This window comes from Pseudoalteromonas sp. 2CM39R (genome assembly GCF_023161845.1).
Map to the genome: position 1 here is coordinate 403106 of NZ_JALNTM010000002.1, position 18013 is coordinate 421118.

Here is an 18013-nt window from a genome sequence, read left to right on the forward strand (position 1 = left end):
AAGATAAATCGCCTTCGAAAAAATAAAAAGAGAAGTCAAAAAAGCCACTGAGAAATCTATTGCGTGTACTGATGACTTACGCGAATTGCAAAAGGCACCTGGAGTCAGGTGCCTTAATTTGATTAACGACCTTCGCGACGTAATGCGCTTGAAGTAAACTCGTTATCGTTGAATGATTGTGAGAAATCATACATTTTTTCTTGGTTGTCTAAACCAATCGCTAAATAACGACGAGAGTTAAGGTCATGGTAAACTTCTAGCGTACTCCAATGAGTCGGTACTTCATAGTAGTTAAGACCATGCGCCATCGCTACACGATACATTTGATCACGGTTATCATAGATATCCGCTACATGTACTTGCCAGCTATCTTCATCAATATAGAAAACACGTTTCTTATAAATATGACGCGTGCCTTCTTTCAGATTCGCTTCAACAACCCAAACACGGTGTTTTTCATAACGAACATGATCAGGATTGATATGGCCTGCTTGCAGGATATCATCGTAGCTTAGTTTGTCACTGTGAAGCTTATAGCTGTTATAAGGAATATAAAGCTCTTGCTTACCTTTTAATGTCCAGTTGTAACGATTTGGAGAACCGTTGAACATATCAAAGTCATCAGTTGTACGTAAGCTATCAGCTGCTGTTCCCGGTGCATCATAGGCAACATTAGGTGCACGACGAACACGACGCTGACCTGAGTTGTATGTCCATGCTTGGCGTGGCGTTAAGATTTGGTCCATTGTTTCATGAACTAGTAACGCAGTACCGGCAAGACGCGCTGGCTCAGTTACTTTTTGCTTAAACTTAAACAAAATATTAGATTCTTGTAGCTTTTCAGGCGTTGCTTCAGGTGATGAATACTCAACTAACAGTTGCTCATCAAAACCTACATAGTTATATGAACCAGATGCTGTCGGTGCAGCTTGGCCACCAGAGCGCTCAATTGATAAACCACGGAAACGTAATAAGTGGTTCCAAATAGCTTCTAAGCCATCTTTAGGGATTGGGAACGGAACACCCACAGCAGTATTTTTAATACCGTTACCGCCTTCTACTAACTCAGCTGTCGTTGCATACTTTTTAGTTGCATCATATACAAACTGAGGATAAGACGCGCTACGACGTGTTGGATAGATGTTCATCTTAAACGTATCAGGATAAGTATTGAATAATTCAATTTGACCTGGGCTTAAGAAATCTTTGTACTCAGCTACATTCGATTTATCAATCGTGAATAAGATTTTATCATCAGCATACGGATCAGGATGATGCATTCCCGCTTTATAACCAGCAGGTGGTGTTGTGATACCACCATCCCAAGCTGGGATAGAACCATCTTTATTCGCAGCTTTTTCTGCGCCAATTGGTGTTAAATCTTTACCTAAACGTGCCGCTTCATCAGCGGTAATTTTTGCAAGTACACTTGAGCTTGCGAAAACGCCACAAAATGCTGCAGCAATGAGGGTAGGTTTTCTAATAATCATAATTTACCCTTAGATTGAATATTTAATATTGAAAGATACATAATCGCGGTCAGAGAAAGTATTCGTTGCGCCACCACCCCAGAATGAGTTGTAGCTAAAGTCGAACGACCACGCATTTTGATAGTTGAAGTTCATAGTAACACCGAGCGATTTACGGTCTTCAACAAATAAGAACATTGGATCAGGTGTAATACCATTCACATCGTGCGAGAACACAAAACGTGGAGAGAAGTTAACACCACTGAAGAAGTTATAATAATCACCTTTCGCAATTAAACGATAACCCCATGCAGAAGCCGTTGGGAACGGATTCGTTTCAGGACCATTAGAAAGACCTAAGTGAAGAGTTGAATAATCATCACTTAATGGGCCTTGCATAATACCGCTTCGACCAGTACCAGCAACATTTAAACGAAGCTCATCGTAATCTGGCATATCGTTAATGCGTACACCACCAATTTCACCAACTACCGCCCAGCTATCAGCTCCAAGTGAAGGGCCAAATAGGTGTGTTGCTGTAAATTGTAATTGTGCAGTGTTACGTAGGATAAATCCTTGTGCTACTTCACCAGGGCCTACAACGCTTGTAGCATCGCCTGGGCTCATTTGTGAAATACCAGCAAAGTCAGGACGAATACCTGCAACTGCTAATTGCTCTGGCATACCCGCATATAAAAGCTCTACGTCATCAATTTGCAGAGGCTCATCTTGACGGAATGCAAATTCACCAGCAAGTGCCGTTTCGCCTACTGATGTATTGAAGCTAAGACCGTACAGTTTAATATCTTCTGGGTATTCTAACTGACCTTTAGTGAATGCTTGAAGATTAGTTACATTATCTTCTGTGATATCTGTAGTTAATAACATACCGATATCAGCAGCGATTGCCGCATCAGTGAAGTTTGATACCTGACCAGAAATTACCGGACGACGGCTATGATAGTTAATGTGGTATAACGCCACTTCAGTGTCGTTTAATTCAGGTAAGTACATACCTAAACGTAAACCATACTGGCCACCATCGTCTGGCTCATTTTTACCTGCACCACCTTTGCCTTTTAACGCCACTTTGGTTGGGTAAGCTAGGTACATTTGCGCCATCATTGCTTGGCCTTGTGCAGATGTAGGATCAACACCTTGCGAGCGAACAATGTCATCTAAATTATTTAAGCTTTCAGTTAAGAATGCTAAATCGATATCCGGGTTAGACGTGAAGCCCAATTGGATATTTTGCTGATAACCATTTTCTGACGCGAAATCATTGGTCGAGAAGTATGTACCAGCCGCTGGAAGACGTGTTTCATGCCATTCATATTGGTAGAAACCTTCTAGCGTTAAGTTATCTGTAATGCCTAGTGATGCCCAAAGCATACCAACAGGTATGAAAGCTTCTTTTAACTCTGCACCTGGCGCTTTTAAACGATCGATATCAACTGGGTTAACGTTAATACCATGAGAAATCAAGGTACTCTCACCCCAGTTCACAACTTGTTGGCCTAAACGAATAGACAGCGGGTTACGGCCTTCATTTAAATCAAAGTTTGCCCAAACATAAGCGTCTAGTAAACGTAAATCAGCACACACTTGTTCTTTTGTGTCGTCATCGTCACATGGGTCAACTTTGTTACCTGATGTTGGGTTGCTATAAGCGTAATCACCATCCATCAAGGCAAAGTCGTAGAAGTACATAAAGCGAGTGAAGAAACCAAAATTATCTTTGCTGATTGATAACTCATGGTTACCTTTTAATAATTTTGAGAATGAATCACCACTATCAAAATTGAGGTTACCTGCATCACCATTATTTGAGTATGCACCTGGTTGGTTCCATACATCAGCAGAAGAATAAATTGGATTTAAAGCAGAATGATAACCCGTCCAGTCAAATGAAGGATTATTACTCTTACCTATATGTTGAAAATCTCGGTCTTCAACACGAATGCTTTGGCCATAAGAAAAGTTAGAGTCAAAACGTATATCGAAGTCACCTAACTCAAAGTTTGCCGCATGCAAAGATGTGCTTGAGAGTCCGAGTGTAGCCACCGCGAGTCCCAAAGCTATTTTGTTTTTAACAAAAAGCGATCGTTTTATCATTGTGTTCATCCCCCTGTAACGGGTTGTTTTGTGATCAAATTGTTGTTTTTAGTATCTTTCTAACGATAGAAGCGAAACAGTAAAATTACAATATAGAACGCGTTCAATCGGTTAATATTTATTTAAAAATGTGACGTTTACGTATTGGTAAGACGTCATACCAGATATTTTATACACGTAAATTAACAATAGAACAAATCGAATTAACAAAAATATAATAAATTTAGCGAATTGGGGACAGTGAAATTTAGCATTTTGGACGACAAATATTACAAAAAAAGCAGCTAATGCTGCTTTTTTAACTAATTTTCTCGAGTTTTAAAAACTGATTTTCAGCCGTTAATGTCAACCTAAAGCGCCCTCTTATTCCTAGTGAAGAAATAAAAGGACGCAAATGGTGAGCGTCAAAGCGAACTGTCTTACCACCATCTTCTGTGACTTGCACAGATTTATATTTACCATGATAGTAATCAAGACACTCTGAGTAACTCAGATACAAGGCAAAATAGTACTCTGTCATTAACTTTCGAGTGCTTTCTCTACTTTTTCAAACAAATCATCACTGAGGCCGTCTAAATCAGCTAAACGTTGAAGTTGTGCTTTCATTGCCGCAGAACGATTTTCATCATAGCGTTTCCATGACATAAATGGCGTTAGCATGCGTGATGCATTTTGCGGGTTAATATCATTAAGCTTCACTAATAAGTCACCTAATAGCTGGTACCCTTCACCATCGGCTCGATGGAATTGAGTAATATTAAAGTGACTAAAGCTACCAACCAAAGCACGAACACGGTTAGGATTACCAAAGTCAAAACTTGGGTGATCATAGAGCGCTTTAATATCGCTGATACTCGTTGCTGAATCTTTCATCGCTTGCAATGCAAACCATTTATCCATAACGAGCACATCATGACGCCATTTCGCATCAAACTCTGTTAAAAGCGTATCACATAGTGAGTGATTTGCTTTTACAACAGCACTTAATGCAGCAAGTGCATTGGTCATATTATTACTGTGGGCAGACTCTTCGATAAGGCCATTAACATCGCTGTGATTTGTTTTCGCTAAATAGTGTAAACAAAGTTGCTTAAGAGCACGCACTGCAACGGCTGTAGCAGATGTTGAACCATCATCTTCAAGCGCGTTATAACAATTAACCAATGATTCTGTTAGGAAGTTGGCAATTTGCGATTCAAATGCATTTTGAACAGCAATAATGTCATCAACAGGGATGACGGCATATTCTGCTGCAAGAGTATCGTAGCTAGGCAGTTTTAACAGCTCAGCAATCAATGCAAGGTCACCTTCACGATTATCAACTAATAGCTTTAATGCCGACAAGATATCATCAGATAAGCAAGCTTCACCACTGGCAATCGCCGCTTTCATTTCATTAGTAAATAAGCGCTGCTGAGCATCCCAACGTGAAAAGTCACTGCGAGCAAAACGCATAATATGTAACAGATCAGCGGCAGATGTATTTTGATTAACGATGCATGGCGCAGAGAAATCTTCTAGTAGCACTGCGACTGGGCGCTGTTTAATGCCCTCGAAAACAAACTGCTGTGTTTTTTCTGTGACATTCAATACCGAATCTTGTGGCTGATTATCAATCACAAGGGGTAACGACTGCCCTTCACTATCTAAAAGCTCAATAGCAAAAGGAATATGCAGTAAGGCATTGTTAGGCTGATTATCAGGTGCAAACTGCTCAATACTTAATGTGAAAGTCTGGTTTTGTTCATCATACGCTTGCTCAACATTGAGCTTAGGTGTACCCGCTTGACTATACCAGCGCTTAAATTGCGTTAAATCAATGCCAGATGCATCACTCATGGCAGCCACAAAATCATCACAGGTAACAGCCTGTCCGTCATGGCGCTCGAAATACAATGCCATACCTTGCTGGAACTTATCTTCTCCCAGTAAGGTGTGCATCATGCGAATAACTTCAGCCCCTTTGTCATACACAGTCACAGTATAAAAGTTATTCATTTCAATAACTTTTTCAGGGCGAATTGGGTGCGCCATTGGGCCTGCATCTTCACTAAACTGGTGAGTACGCATGACTTTAACCGCATCAATGCGATTAAGTGCACGAGAGCCTAAATCACTACTAAACTCTTGGTCACGGAAAACTGTTAAGCCTTCTTTTAACGACAGTTGGAACCAGTCACGGCAAGTAACACGGTTGCCGGTCCAATTATGGAAGTACTCGTGCCCTACAATAGATTCAATCGTATGGTAATCTTTGTCTGTGGCTGTTTCTTGATTCGCCAGAACACATTTAGAGTTAAAGATATTCAAGCCTTTATTTTCCATTGCGCCCATGTTGAAGAAATCAACGGCAACAATCATGTAAATATCTAAATCGTATTCAAGGTTAAAGCGCTCTTCATCCCATTGCATTGATTTCTTTAAAGAAGTCATGGCATGAGGCGTTTTTGATAAATTACCTTTATCAACAAACAAAGCTAATTCAACTTTTCGTCCAGACTGTGTCGTATAGTGGTCACGTAATACGTCAAAATCACCGGCGACTAATGCAAATAAGTAGCTAGGCTTTTTAAATGGGTCTTGCCATTTTACAAAATGACGACCGTCATCTAAGTTACCTGATTCAATTTGGTTACCATTAGACAGTAAGTGAGTGTACTTTTTGTCGGCAATAATTGTGACATCAAAGCTGGCAAGTACGTCTGGGCGGTCAAGGTAATAGGTAATCTTTCTAAAACCTTCAGCTTCACATTGCGTACAGTAAGCACCACCCGACAAGTACAAACCTTCTAAAGAGGTATTCGTTTGCGGATCAATATGGTTTTCAATTTTCAGAATAAAGCTTTCAGGTAAGTTATGGATGATCAGCTTTTCATCTTCAAGCGTGTAATCATCATACGCTTTGTCATCAACCATCAATGAAATTAGCGTTAAATCAACACCATCTAGCGCAAGATCTGCATTGCTTTCATCGGTACGATTGATTGTCATTGTTGACTGCACTGATGTTTTTAAAGGGGCTAATTCGAAGCGTAAATCGATATGTTGGATTGAAAATTGTGGGGCTTGGTAATCTTTTAAATATTGAGCTTGAGGTTTACTCGTAGCAGACATTACTGACTCCAAATGGCCCTGCTTAGCAGGGCCTAAATAGTTTATTCGGCGTTAGCTTCTTGTTTAAGATGTTTTGGGGTAATACGTAAAATTTTAATACCAAAATAGGCATAAACAACCGCTAAGAATGGATTAATTAAATTAAAGAACGCGTACATTGCATAGTCAAATGGATTGATTAGTAAAACACTTTGCATGTAGGCACCACAGGTATTCCAAGGAATAAGTGGGCTAGTAATTGTGCCACCATCTTCTAATGTGCGAGATAAGTTAACAGGCTTTAAACCGCGTTTTTCATATTCGTCTTTAAACATACGTCCAGGAACAACAATCGCGATATATTGGTCAGCTGCAACCGCATTGGTACCAATACAGGTTGCAATCGTTGCAGTGATAAGAGAACCCGTGCTTTTAGCAATTTTTAAGATGCTCTTAACGAACATATCAAGTAAGCCGGTTTTTTCCATGATAGCGCCAAACATCAAGGCCGTCATAATCAGCCAAGTGGTTGTGAGCATGCCAGCCATACCACCACCGCTTAATAGTGAATCCATTTTTTCATCGCCAGTGTTAATGCTGAAACCATCGAAGAATGTTGTCCAAACTAATTTGAAGTAACCAATTGCTTGGCCTTGTGATGCATCAATTTGACTATTAATTAAATCTGATTGAAATAACATAGCCCAAATTGCACCTAACACCGCACCAATCGAAATAGCTGGGAAAGCTGGCATTTTACGAATTGCTAAAAACAGCAACACCACCAGTGGTACTAGCATTTCAAAACCAATATTAAAGTTTTGTTCTAATAAATTAACGATTTCATCAATACGTCCAGCTTCAGCAGAACCGCCGGCATTAAAGCCCATAAAAATAAAAATAATTAACGCAATAATGAAGCTTGGCACTGTAGTCCAAAGCATGTGATGGATATGCTCAAATAAATCAGCCCCTGCCACTGCTGGTGCTAGGTTCGTTGTTTCAGAAAGCGGGCTTAATTTATCACCAAAGTAGGCACCGGAAATCACCGCCCCTGCCGTGACGACTTGCTCTAAACCAAGACCAGTTGCAACACCTAATAACGCCACACCAATAGTCGCGGCTGTAGTCCAAGAGCTACCAATACTCATAGCCACAATGCCACAAATCAAACAGCTAGCGGCATAGAACCAGCTTGGATTGATAATTTGTAAGCCATAGTAAATTAGAGTGGGTACAGTTCCTGATAACAACCAAGTACCGATTAAGGCCCCAACCATTAACAGTATAATAATTGCTCCAAGGGATAAGGTGATCCCCTCAATCATGGCTTGTTCTAGTTTCTTCCAGGTGTAACCATTTTTTAAGCCAATTAATGCCGCGGTAAATGTAGCGAATAATAAAGCGATTTGGTTAGGACCCGATGATGAGTTATCACCGAATAAATAAACAGCAGCGCCTAGTAGGCACACGAGCACAGTAATTGGGATTAAAGCATCTAAAAAACTGGCCTGTTTAATTGGCTTCTCTTCAATTGAATTCAAAAGATAGTCTCCTACACGTCTTATGTGGCGTGTTTAATTATTATTGTAAGCTTTGACGCAAAACTTCAGTGGCCTTATGCAGCCAGATTTTGTGATTATACCAATCTAACCTGTTTTAGGTAGCAAAAAAGGCGCTTAAGCGCCTTTTTATTAATCGATATTGCTAATTAATTGCTAATCATTTCTTAGCGATACGACCATATTTTATATAATCTTGGGTGATTAATGCCGCTTCTTCTAAGAAAGGGTCTAGCTCGTCAAGGCTATCAGGTAAATCGTCAAGCTTCTCTACTGGCTTTTCACCAAGGCGAACAAGTCGTTCATTAGCACGTTCTAACGCGCGTTCTTCACCTTCGTCTTTCTCTTTTAGACGCGTCGCTTCAACCAATGAGATAGTCTTACGGTCTTTCTCTTCTTGATAGCGCTCAATGTCAGCAAACACATAACCAAATTCAGGCTCATCTGCAATACGCGCATCATGAAGCTTATTAACGTAAGCAATCGCTGGTTTTAGGTTATCAACAGAGTTGTACTTAGCACGTATGATGCTATCCCAAGGTAAGGCGTTATCTTGTTGACTCTCGCCCCACTCTGATGGCTCAATTGCCGATGGGAATGACACATCTGGAATAACGCCTTTGTGCTGTGTGCTTCCGCCGTTAATTCGGTAGAATTTTGCAATGGTATATTGCACGCTACCTAATGGGTGGTCGTATAGGTCATAAGCACGGCCAAGTGGTTTGTGCTGCTGTACAGTACCCTTACCAAAGGTTTGCTCACCAATCACAATAGCACGGCCGTAATCTTGCATTGCAGCTGCAAAAATCTCTGATGCAGATGCACTGTAGCGGTCAACTAACACAGTCAATGGGCCATCATAAAAAGTAACGCCGTCACGGTCTTTTTGCTCTTCAATACGATTATTTAGCGTATGAATTTGTACTACAGGACCTTGATCGATAAATAAGCCAGAAAGCTGAGTCGCTTCGTAAAGTGAACCGCCGCCGTTTTGACGTAAATCGATGATGATACCGTCTACTTTGGCTTCTTTTAATTTTGCAATTTCAACTTTAACGTCTTGTGATAAATTGTTGTAGAAACCAGGGATTTCAATCACACCAATTTTGCTGGTTAAGTCTGAATATTTTGCTTCAAATACTTCAGATTTTGCAGCGCGGTCTTCTAAGCGAATTTTATCACGCGTGATTTCAACCACTTTTGGTGTACCGTGAGCATCAGCCCCTTTTAGATATTGCAGGCGAACTTTTGTCCCTTTAGGGCCTTTGATTAAATCAACTACGTCATCTAAACGCCAGCCAATCACATCAACAAATTCTTCACCTTCTTGGGCAACACCAATAATTCGGTCATCTGCTTTAATTTGTTCAGACTTATCAGCCGGACCGCCAGGTACTAGGCTACGGATTACCGTGTAATCTTCGTCATAACTAAGTACCGCACCAATACCTTCTAATTCAAGATCCATGTCCATCTTGAATTGCTCAGCGCGACGAGGTGATAAATAAGAGGTATGCGCTTCAATGCTTCGTGCGAATGAATTCATCACGATTTGAAACGCATCTTCACTGTTCGTTTGTACTAAACGCTTTTGCGCGTTGTGGTAACGTTTGGTCAAGACTTCTTTAATGCCTTGCCAATCTTTACCAGTCATTTTTAATCGTAAAGCATCGTATTTAACGCGCTGACGCCAAAGTTCATCAAGCTCAGCTTGGCTTGTTGCCCAATTAGCGTCTTCGCGGTCAAACAGATACTCATCTTCTTTATCGAACTTCATTTCGTTTTCAAGTAACGATAAAGAATAGTCATAGCGTTCAAAACGACGTTTTAAACTTAAGTTAAAAATATCAAAGGCAAATCCCAATTTACCTGTCGACAATGCATTATCAAACTGGTCTTTATATTGCTCAAACGAGGCAATGTCAGACGCTAAAAACACATTTTTATTGTAGTCGAGAGATTCAATGTAACGATCAAAAACCTTCTCAGATAATTCATCGTTAAATTTAATTGGTTTGTAGTGTGCACGAGTAAATAAGTTTGTCACCCGTTTGCTTGCCGTACTATGTTGGCTTTCTTGCTTGAGTACTGGCAGGTCTTTTTCAGTCAGATTGTCTGAAGATGCCAATAATGAACCTGAAAACAGGGCAGCGACTAACGGAATGAGCGTAAACTTTTTACTCATACACAACTCCTTTATTTTTTACAGCTATTAAATGATATACAGGCTGTCTGCTTTGGTCTTAACTTGCATCCCTGTTACTAACTCAACGTGAACTTCATCTTTATTCACTTCAGTAATAACCGCGTTTACAAGTGCTTGGCCAAGTTTAACTTTAACTTTGCTATTAACCTTGACCTCTGAGGCAGGTAAAGGTTCAACTTTTCCTGAACGTTTTGCAGGAGCAGCTTTAGCAGGCTTATTATTTACTTTAGCGCCTTTTTCGCCAGATTTAGCGTGGTGGCCACTATTCTTTTTGTAAGATTTTGTGTCACCGTCTTTGCGTGGACGTTGTGGCTTCTTACGCTTCGCCATTTTAGCGCGGCTTTCTTCTAACGCTTTTTGTGCGTGCTCAATGTGCTCTTGTTCTACTTTTTCGTCTTGATTACCATCAAGATCGATACGGAACTCAGACTTAGTCACAGCTTCTAAATAGCGCCAGTTTGAGGTGTACTTTCTTAGTGCTTGACGAACCTGAGTTTTACTTACTTTCTCAGAACCTTCAATACGCTCAGCGATATCTTTAAAAATACCTACTTTAAGCGGCTGAATACCGTCTTTTTGTTTAAAACATTTTGGAAATTCTTGGTATAAGAAATCCAGTACTTCATTAATATCTTTTAGCTTGTTTGTGGTTTCCATGTTAGAACCTTTTATTACATCTTTTCATCAAGTGATGAATCGACATAGTGTGTTACCCAGTCGGTCAACTCTTCGAAGTCCGCTTCAATAAGCGCTAAATCACCACGAAGGTGTTCCCAAATACCATTTATAATTTCATCAATTGATTCACAGTCAAGGTCATCCGGTAGACGTTCCCATGCCATGTGAATCAAGTCGTTGAGCCTTTCGGCAACAACTTCTTCTTCCCCTTCCCAATCACCAACATCTTGGATTGCAAAGAGGTAATCTTGCACATTTAGCAGATCTTTCATTTTAGATTTGCCTCAAAGCATTTTACCAATGCTTCTAAACCAGCTTGATCATCAGCATCGAATCGCGCAATGCTTGGGCTGTCGATATCAAGTACAGCAAATACTTTACCGTCTTTGAAAATCGGCACAACTACTTCAGAATTAGATGCAGCATCACAGGCAATATGACCAGCAAATGCATGCACGTCTTCAATGAGTTGTGTCTGTTGTGTTTGCGCGGCAGTTCCACATACCCCTTTACCTACTGGAATACGGATACATGCAGGATTACCTTGAAACGGCCCTAGCACTAATTCTTCAGGTGAATCCATTAAATAAAAGCCCGCCCAATTGATATCCTCTAAAGAGGTAAATAACAGCGCACTAATATTTGCCATGTTGGCAATAACATTTGATTCACCAGTGATTAGCGACTCAGTTTGTTTAACTAATGACTGGTAAAAATCTTGCTTTTGCATACCAAACTACTTCTTATTAAACATACAGTAGCTAAAGGTACTCTTTGTAGACGACAAATGAAACCTTTTAAGGGCAAAAAAAAACATTTTGCCCTCAATTTCAGTCAGCTTGATTAAATATTCTGCTATTGATGAGAAGATTGTGTTGTAAGGCCCTGTCTTAAACCAAATAAAAACAGTCCAGCTGCCAGAGCAGACATCACAGCATTGACTATAAAAGCCATACCTGTTGTAGCGCTAAGTAAGTAGCTGAAAATAGCGCCACCTAGTAAGCCAAGTGTCAGAACACCTGAATAATTAACCTTTGCATACTTATACATAAGTAAATAACCAGGTACCACAAACGCTGCCATAGTAAGACCCACAATGTGGGCATTGGCGATTGCGCTAACGAATAAGTTAAAGAAAATGTTTAAACCATTTCCTTCAAGTGTAAACGCATAATAAAGGCCTAAGATACAACCGATGATCACAGGCGATAATAAAGAAAGTCCTACACTCTTTGCTAAACGATGTTTCATAAATTCCCTAATGTCACAAAGATAATACGAGAAGTGTTAAGCATGGACTAACTAGTTAAAATGCGAAATATCGACAATAGTCGTAATTTGCAGACCAAATGAAAGGCACAAGAAACAAAAAAGCCGCTGAATAAATTCAGCGGCTTCAATGATGGTGGAGAGATAGGGATTTGAACCCTAGAGGGGCTACAAACCCCTGCCGGTTTTCAAGACCGGTGCATTCGACCACTCTGCCATCTCTCCGAATGCGAAAACCTACTCGCTTACGCCAGTAGTAAAAATAATGGTGGAGAGATAGGGATTTGAACCCTAGAGGGGCTACAAACCCCTGCCGGTTTTCAAGACCGGTGCATTCGACCACTCTGCCATCTCTCCGACGGCGTGCATAATAGATAAAGCGGCCGTGCTTGTGAAGCTTTTTTTTCAAAAAACTGTTTAAGTGATTAAAAAACAATTAATTTGCTCAGCATTAGTACAACAGCGTTTAGTTTGTGCGCAACATTGAACTTTTCTATTATTTATCTTGTCTATTGATCCACAATAGTTTGCCCAAATATATAACTCTTGATAGGCTTAGTTCAGTTTAATAATTGGAACTAACGAACGTATAAGTTCATTTAAAGGAGCTCTAACAATGGCGTTTAATCAATCGTACAATACTGCAAGACCAGTAATGTCGACTATTGAAACCAATAAAGTTTTAAAGAATACCTATTTCTTACTGGCAATGACACTGGCATTTAGCGCAGTGACAGCAGGTATATCAATGGCAATGAATCTACCTTATTTTATGGGGTTAGTATTTAGCTTGATTTCACTTGGTGTGCTTTTTGTTGTTCACAAAAAGGCTGACAGTGCTTCAGGTGTTGCTTGGGTATTTGTTTTCACAGGTTTAATGGGCGCAGGACTTGGTCCAATGCTTAATTACTACGCTGCAATGCCAAATGGCCCTATGCTAATTATGCAAGCGTTAGGCTCTACTGCGTTAATCTTCTTTGGTTTGTCGGCTTATGCGCTTACCACTAAAAAAGACTTCTCATTTATGGGTGGCTTTTTAACTGTGGGTTTAATCGTGGTTATTATTGCAAGCCTAGTTAACTTATTTATTGGCAGCTCAATTACCTTTATGGTTATTAATGCTGCAGTTGTGCTAATTATGTCTGGTTTAATCTTATTTGACACTAGCCGTATCATTAATGGCGGCGAGACTAATTACATCCGCGCAACAGTTGCTTTATACCTTAACGTATATAATTTATTTACGTCTCTTCTTCACCTACTTGGTGCAAGTGATGACTAATTAAATAGTTCTGCTAAAATAGCCCCTTTCTAGGGGCTTTTTTATTGGATGCGTTTTGGCACAATTTGTACTTTCTCTTCATACCGCGCCGACCGATCACGACACAACTCAACGGCTAATTAAATTTGCACAGGCCTGTCTTGACTCTGGTCACTCAATTGCAGCTATCTTTCTTTATCAAGCTGGTGTTTACCACGCAAGTAACCATTTAGAACTTGCCAGCGACGAGCTTCCAATAAATCGTTTGTGGCAGTCGTTAAGTGAGCAAGAGATCCCTCTACTGCTATGTGTCACTGCTGCTGAAAAGCGTGGCTTAGATATCGATAACACAGGCGTGTTTACCGTCGCTGGGCTTGCAGAATTTGCGATGCTTGTCAGTGAAGCGGATAAATGGGTGCAATTTAAATGAAAAACATTTTAGTAATAAGCCAACATAGCCCATTTGATGACCAACATATTCGTGAATCACTCGACACCACACTAATTTTTGCCGCTATTGAACAAAACATTAGTTGGCTTCTAAGTGGTGAGGCTGTTTTAGCTTTGAAAAAAAATCAACAACCAGAGCAACTTGGCATTAAAAACTATTTTAAAACCATTAAAACCCTTGAGTTATACGATGTTGAAAACATATATGTATGTGAAAAGTCGTTAATGGATTTTAACCTTTCAGAAGATAGTCTGATTATCGATGTTAAAGTAGCTAACTTTGAGCAACAGCGAGACTTAATTAGCCAACAGCATCAGGTGGTGACGTTATGAGTACCTTGCATATTTTTTCAAAACCCTTAGCTCACTATTGCAATAATATGTTGGCAAATTTAATTTCTTCACAAGATACAGTGCTACTTGTTAGTGACGCTTGCTATAACAACATGCAGTTTAAGCAATTCTCTTCAGCAATTCATTTACTTGAAGAAGACGCTACAGCCCGTGATATTTCATTTAATCAAGGCGATATCGCAATAAACTATACACAGTTTGTAGAAATGACTTTAAACGCAAAAAACACGATTACTTGGTAAACCATGCTTGAATTTAATAACAAACAGATAGAAACAGACAAACAAGGGTATTTACTTGATTCAAACGATTGGTGTGAAGAGCTTGCACCCATTATTGCAGAGCAAGAGAACATTACCTTAAGTGAGCAGCACTGGGAAGTTGTGCATTTTGTGCGTGATTTTTACGTAGAGTACAACACCAGCCCGGCAATACGCATGCTGGTCAAAGCAATGGCCCAAAAGCTAGGTGAAGAAAAAGGTAATAGCATGTATTTGTATAAGCTATTCCCAAAAGGCCCAGCAAAGCAAGCGACTAAAATTGCAGGTTTACCTAAACCGGCTAGGTGTATTTAATGGTTAATAAAGCCAATAGCAAACCACGTCGTAGTAGTGGTCGAACTTATTCAAGGCCGACTCAAAAACGCCAAGTTAAAAAAGCAATTAGCCCTGAGCAGCGCAAAGTGGTGCTATTTAACAAACCATTTGATGTGCTTTGCCAATTTACCGATGACCAAAACCGCAAAACGCTTGCCGACTTTATTACTATTAAAGACGTGTATGCAGCAGGACGCCTAGACAGAGATAGCGAAGGACTGTTGCTACTTACAAACTGCGGTAAATTACAACACACACTCACAGAACCCAATAAAAAAACAGCTAAAACTTATTGGGTGCAAGTAGAAGGTGATGTTACTGATGAGGCTATCTTTGCACTTAACAAAGGTGTAGAGCTTAAAGATGGCATGACCAAGCCTGCCAAGGTTAGGCGTATTGACGAGCCGTCAATTTGGCCACGTACCCCGCCCGTTCGCGAGCGTAAAAACATTCCAACCAGCTGGTTAGAAATATCTATCACTGAGGGACGTAATCGCCAAGTTCGCCGTATGACAGCACATGTTGGCTTCCCTACTTTGCGATTAATTCGTTACAGCATTGGTAACTATACCCTTGATGGATTAGATAATGGCCAGTTTAAAGTAGTGAACAACCCTGATGCATAAACCCAATGTCACAGTGGCAGCCATCGTCACATGCCAAAACAAATTTTTACTTGTTAAAGAGCGAGATAAACATACAGGTAATATTTGCTATAACCAGCCTGCGGGTCATTTAGAAGCCAATGAAACCTTAGCAGAAGCAGCTCATCGCGAACTTATTGAAGAAACTGGCATTAGCCTTAATGCCAGTCACCTTGTTGGCATTTATAATTTGCATGCCGCAAATGGCGTTCACTATATGCGTTTTAGCTTTGCTTTTAATAGCCCAGAGCTGTTTGAACCATCTCCCCAAGATGATGACATTCTTAGCGCAGATTGGTTTAGCCTTGAGCAAATTAAAAACCTGCCACTTAGAAGCCCTCTGGTTTTAAAATGCATTAAAGATCATTTAGCTGGTAAAGCCTACCCACTTAGTTTGATTTACCAATAACCGCTGTGATTTTGGCTGGTTTGGGTGTCTAAAAGTTTGCTATGCCCAAACCACTATTACTTGCAATCAATACCTTGCCTAAATCGCTTTTAATTCCAACTGAAACTCGCATCTTGAGGTGGTTTGGGTATATAATATCGGCCTTTCCATAGCAGTTAAAAAATGACAGCGAATATTATGAGCGAAAATAGTCACATTAAAGTCATCGTGGGTATGTCCGGCGGTGTTGATTCTTCTGTATCAGCGTATTTATTAAAGCAACAAGGCTATCAAGTTGAAGGCCTGTTCATGAAAAACTGGGAAGAAGACGATAATGATGAATATTGCGCTGCAGCTGAAGACCTACAAGACGCACAAGCTGTGTGCGATAAGCTAGGTATTGAGCTTCACACTGTAAATTTTGCAGCCGAATACTGGGACAACGTGTTTGAATACTTTTTAGCAGAGTACAAAGCAGGTCGTACACCAAACCCAGACATCATGTGTAATAAAGAAATCAAATTCAAAGCATTTTTAGAATTTGCAGCACAAGCACTTGGTGCTGATTACATCGCTACTGGCCACTATGTTCGCCGTGAAAAGCGCGGCGATAAATTTGTAATGTGTCGTGGCCTTGATGACAACAAAGATCAAAGCTATTTCTTATACACTCTAAGCCATGAGCATATTGCGCAAACACTTTTCCCTGTTGGCGATATTGCCAAGCCTGAAGTACGCCGCATCGCTGAAGAGCAAGACTTAATCACCCACGATAAAAAAGACAGTACCGGTATTTGTTTTATTGGTGAGCGTAAATTTAAAGACTTCTTACAGAAGTTCTTACCAGCACAGCCAGGTAAAATTGAAGATACCGATGGCAATGAAGTGGGTGAGCACGAAGGCTTGATGTACCACACACTTGGTCAACGTAAAGGTCTATTAATTGGCGGCATGAAAGAAGGTTCGGGTGAACCTTGGTATGTAGTTGATAAAGACGTTGATCGTAACGTATTAGTGGTTGGTCAAGGTAAAGACCACCCTCGCCTGTACAGCAATGGTTTAAATGCAAACCAGCTTCACTGGGTTGACCGCGAAGGCCCTAAAGGGACCACACGCTGTACTGTTAAAACTCGTTATCGCCAAGAAGATATCAGCTGTACTTTACTTGTTGGTGAAGACGGTATGGCACGCGTACTATTTGATGAACCACAAAAAGCAGTGACACCGGGCCAATCAGCCGTATTCTACGCTGACGAAGTATGTTTAGGTGGTGGTATTATTGATTCGGTGATCAAATAATGACAGAGCACCAAGTCATGGCTTTAGCTGCCATGTGTCAAGTTGCTAAACAAGTACAAAAAGTTGCGCAATATGGCCAAGGCAGTGATCACGAATTAGAAAAATTACTAAACTGTATTGTCGAAACATCACCAAATAGCCCTGAAGACGTGTATCAGGGTAAACATAATTTACGTGAAGGCTATCGCATTTTGATTGCACAGCTTTCTGCCGGCGCAGACAAAGACGTCGAAATCGTAAAATATGTGGGTGGTTTAATGCAATTAGAACGTGCATTAAGTTCAAAACAAAACAGCTTAAATGAATTAGGTCGTCGCATTGATGATGTTAAACGTCGCCTCGACCATTTTGCTATCACAGATGATACTGTAGTAGCAGCTCTTGCTGATATTTACTCATCGGTGCTAAGCCCCCTTGGGCATCGTATTCAAGTGTATGGCAAGCCAGAGTTATTAAAACAGCAGCTCACGCAAAACAAAATTCGCGCCCTATTATTGGCCGGAATTCGTAGTGCCGTGTTATGGCGACAAATGGGCGGTAAACGCCGTCACTTTTTCTTTGCAAAAAGAAAAATTCTCGCCATTGCTAAACAATCAATTTAATTATCGTTCAAACTAGACAATTTAGGA

General features: G+C 40.4%; 19 protein-coding genes and 2 tRNA genes. 9 read left to right on the plus strand and 12 right to left on the minus strand.

The annotated features are described in order from the left end of the window. Positions 1–122 precede the first annotated feature (122 nt). The 12 genes from MTF66_RS05895 to MTF66_RS05950 form a co-directional block, all read right to left on the minus strand. Positions 123–1487 (minus strand): DUF1329 domain-containing protein, encoded by a 1365-nt coding sequence (locus MTF66_RS05895; protein ID WP_248526924.1) that lies wholly within the window; start codon positions 1485–1487, stop codon positions 123–125. Between the two features lie 12 nt (positions 1488–1499). After that, entirely contained in the window at positions 1500–3584 is a 2085-nt protein-coding gene (locus MTF66_RS05900; RefSeq protein WP_248526718.1) for a DUF1302 domain-containing protein, read from the minus strand. Positions 3585–3882: 298 nt separating this feature from the next. Beyond that, entirely contained in the window at positions 3883–4104 is a 222-nt protein-coding gene (locus MTF66_RS05905; protein ID WP_082401568.1) for a DUF2835 domain-containing protein, read from the minus strand. Next, positions 4104–6698 (minus strand): aminopeptidase N, encoded by a 2595-nt coding sequence (gene pepN / locus MTF66_RS05910; protein ID WP_248526719.1) that lies wholly within the window; start codon positions 6696–6698, stop codon positions 4104–4106. Before pepN ends, MTF66_RS05905 begins: the two co-directional genes overlap by 1 nt. Before the next feature lie 41 nt (positions 6699–6739). Continuing rightward, positions 6740–8221: a Na+/H+ antiporter NhaC gene (nhaC, locus tag MTF66_RS05915; protein WP_248526720.1), complete on the minus strand. Its 1482-nt coding sequence runs from the start codon at positions 8219–8221 to the stop codon at positions 6740–6742. A 178-nt stretch (positions 8222–8399) separates the two neighbouring features. Continuing rightward, positions 8400–10424, minus strand: coding sequence for a carboxy terminal-processing peptidase (gene prc / locus MTF66_RS05920; protein ID WP_058585112.1), 2025 nt, complete (start codon positions 10422–10424; stop codon positions 8400–8402). Positions 10425–10451: 27 nt separating this feature from the next. Beyond that, positions 10452–11102 carry an RNA chaperone ProQ gene (gene proQ / locus MTF66_RS05925; protein WP_055022158.1) on the minus strand — a complete coding sequence of 217 codons (651 nt, stop codon included), beginning with the start codon at positions 11100–11102 and terminating at the stop codon, positions 10452–10454. Positions 11103–11116: 14 nt separating this feature from the next. Beyond that, positions 11117–11395: a hypothetical protein gene (locus MTF66_RS05930; protein ID WP_054561593.1), complete on the minus strand. Its 279-nt coding sequence runs from the start codon at positions 11393–11395 to the stop codon at positions 11117–11119. Then, positions 11392–11853, minus strand: a complete 462-nt coding sequence (locus MTF66_RS05935; RefSeq protein WP_054561594.1) for a GAF domain-containing protein — start codon at positions 11851–11853, stop codon at positions 11392–11394. Before MTF66_RS05935 ends, MTF66_RS05930 begins: the two co-directional genes overlap by 4 nt. Before the next feature lie 125 nt (positions 11854–11978). Then, positions 11979–12374 (minus strand): hypothetical protein, encoded by a 396-nt coding sequence (locus MTF66_RS05940; RefSeq protein ID WP_054561595.1) that lies wholly within the window; start codon positions 12372–12374, stop codon positions 11979–11981. Positions 12375–12526: 152 nt separating this feature from the next. Then, positions 12527–12617 (minus strand) — tRNA-Ser (locus MTF66_RS05945). A 41-nt stretch (positions 12618–12658) separates the two neighbouring features. Then, positions 12659–12749: transfer RNA gene (locus MTF66_RS05950), tRNA-Ser, on the minus strand. Positions 12750–13008: 259 nt separating this feature from the next. On the opposite strand from MTF66_RS05950, the gene MTF66_RS05955 reads away from it, so the two are divergent. The 9 genes from MTF66_RS05955 to hflD all read left to right on the plus strand — a co-directional run bounded on the left by MTF66_RS05955 (position 13009) and on the right by hflD (position 17986). Further along, positions 13009–13674, plus strand: a complete 666-nt coding sequence (locus MTF66_RS05955) for a Bax inhibitor-1/YccA family protein (RefSeq protein WP_175082260.1) — start codon at positions 13009–13011, stop codon at positions 13672–13674. 55 nt (positions 13675–13729) lie between these two features. Next, a complete protein-coding gene (tusD, locus tag MTF66_RS05960) occupies positions 13730–14083 on the plus strand; it encodes a sulfurtransferase complex subunit TusD (protein ID WP_054551401.1) in 354 nt (117 codons plus the stop codon). Next, positions 14080–14436, plus strand: coding sequence for a sulfurtransferase complex subunit TusC (gene tusC, locus MTF66_RS05965; RefSeq protein WP_058585115.1), 357 nt, complete (start codon positions 14080–14082; stop codon positions 14434–14436). Before tusD ends, tusC begins: the two co-directional genes overlap by 4 nt. Beyond that, positions 14433–14699, plus strand: coding sequence for a DsrH/TusB family sulfur relay protein (locus tag MTF66_RS05970; RefSeq protein ID WP_248526721.1), 267 nt, complete (start codon positions 14433–14435; stop codon positions 14697–14699). The genes tusC and MTF66_RS05970 overlap by 4 nt, the downstream gene beginning before the upstream one ends. 3 nt (positions 14700–14702) lie before the next feature. After that, complete coding sequence (locus MTF66_RS05975; RefSeq protein WP_054561599.1) at positions 14703–15032, plus strand: TusE/DsrC/DsvC family sulfur relay protein; 330 nt, start codon at positions 14703–14705, stop codon at positions 15030–15032. Further along, a complete protein-coding gene (locus MTF66_RS05980; protein WP_248526723.1) occupies positions 15032–15679 on the plus strand; it encodes an rRNA large subunit pseudouridine synthase E in 648 nt (215 codons plus the stop codon). Before MTF66_RS05975 ends, MTF66_RS05980 begins: the two co-directional genes overlap by 1 nt. Next, positions 15672–16106 carry an NUDIX hydrolase gene (locus tag MTF66_RS05985; RefSeq protein WP_248526724.1) on the plus strand — a complete coding sequence of 145 codons (435 nt, stop codon included), beginning with the start codon at positions 15672–15674 and terminating at the stop codon, positions 16104–16106. Before MTF66_RS05980 ends, MTF66_RS05985 begins: the two co-directional genes overlap by 8 nt. A 177-nt stretch (positions 16107–16283) precedes the next feature. Then, positions 16284–17384: a tRNA 2-thiouridine(34) synthase MnmA gene (gene mnmA / locus MTF66_RS05990; protein WP_058585134.1), complete on the plus strand. Its 1101-nt coding sequence runs from the start codon at positions 16284–16286 to the stop codon at positions 17382–17384. Then, positions 17384–17986, plus strand: a complete 603-nt coding sequence (hflD, locus tag MTF66_RS05995; protein WP_054561602.1) for a high frequency lysogenization protein HflD — start codon at positions 17384–17386, stop codon at positions 17984–17986. The genes mnmA and hflD overlap by 1 nt, the downstream gene beginning before the upstream one ends. Positions 17987–18013 lie beyond the last annotated feature (27 nt).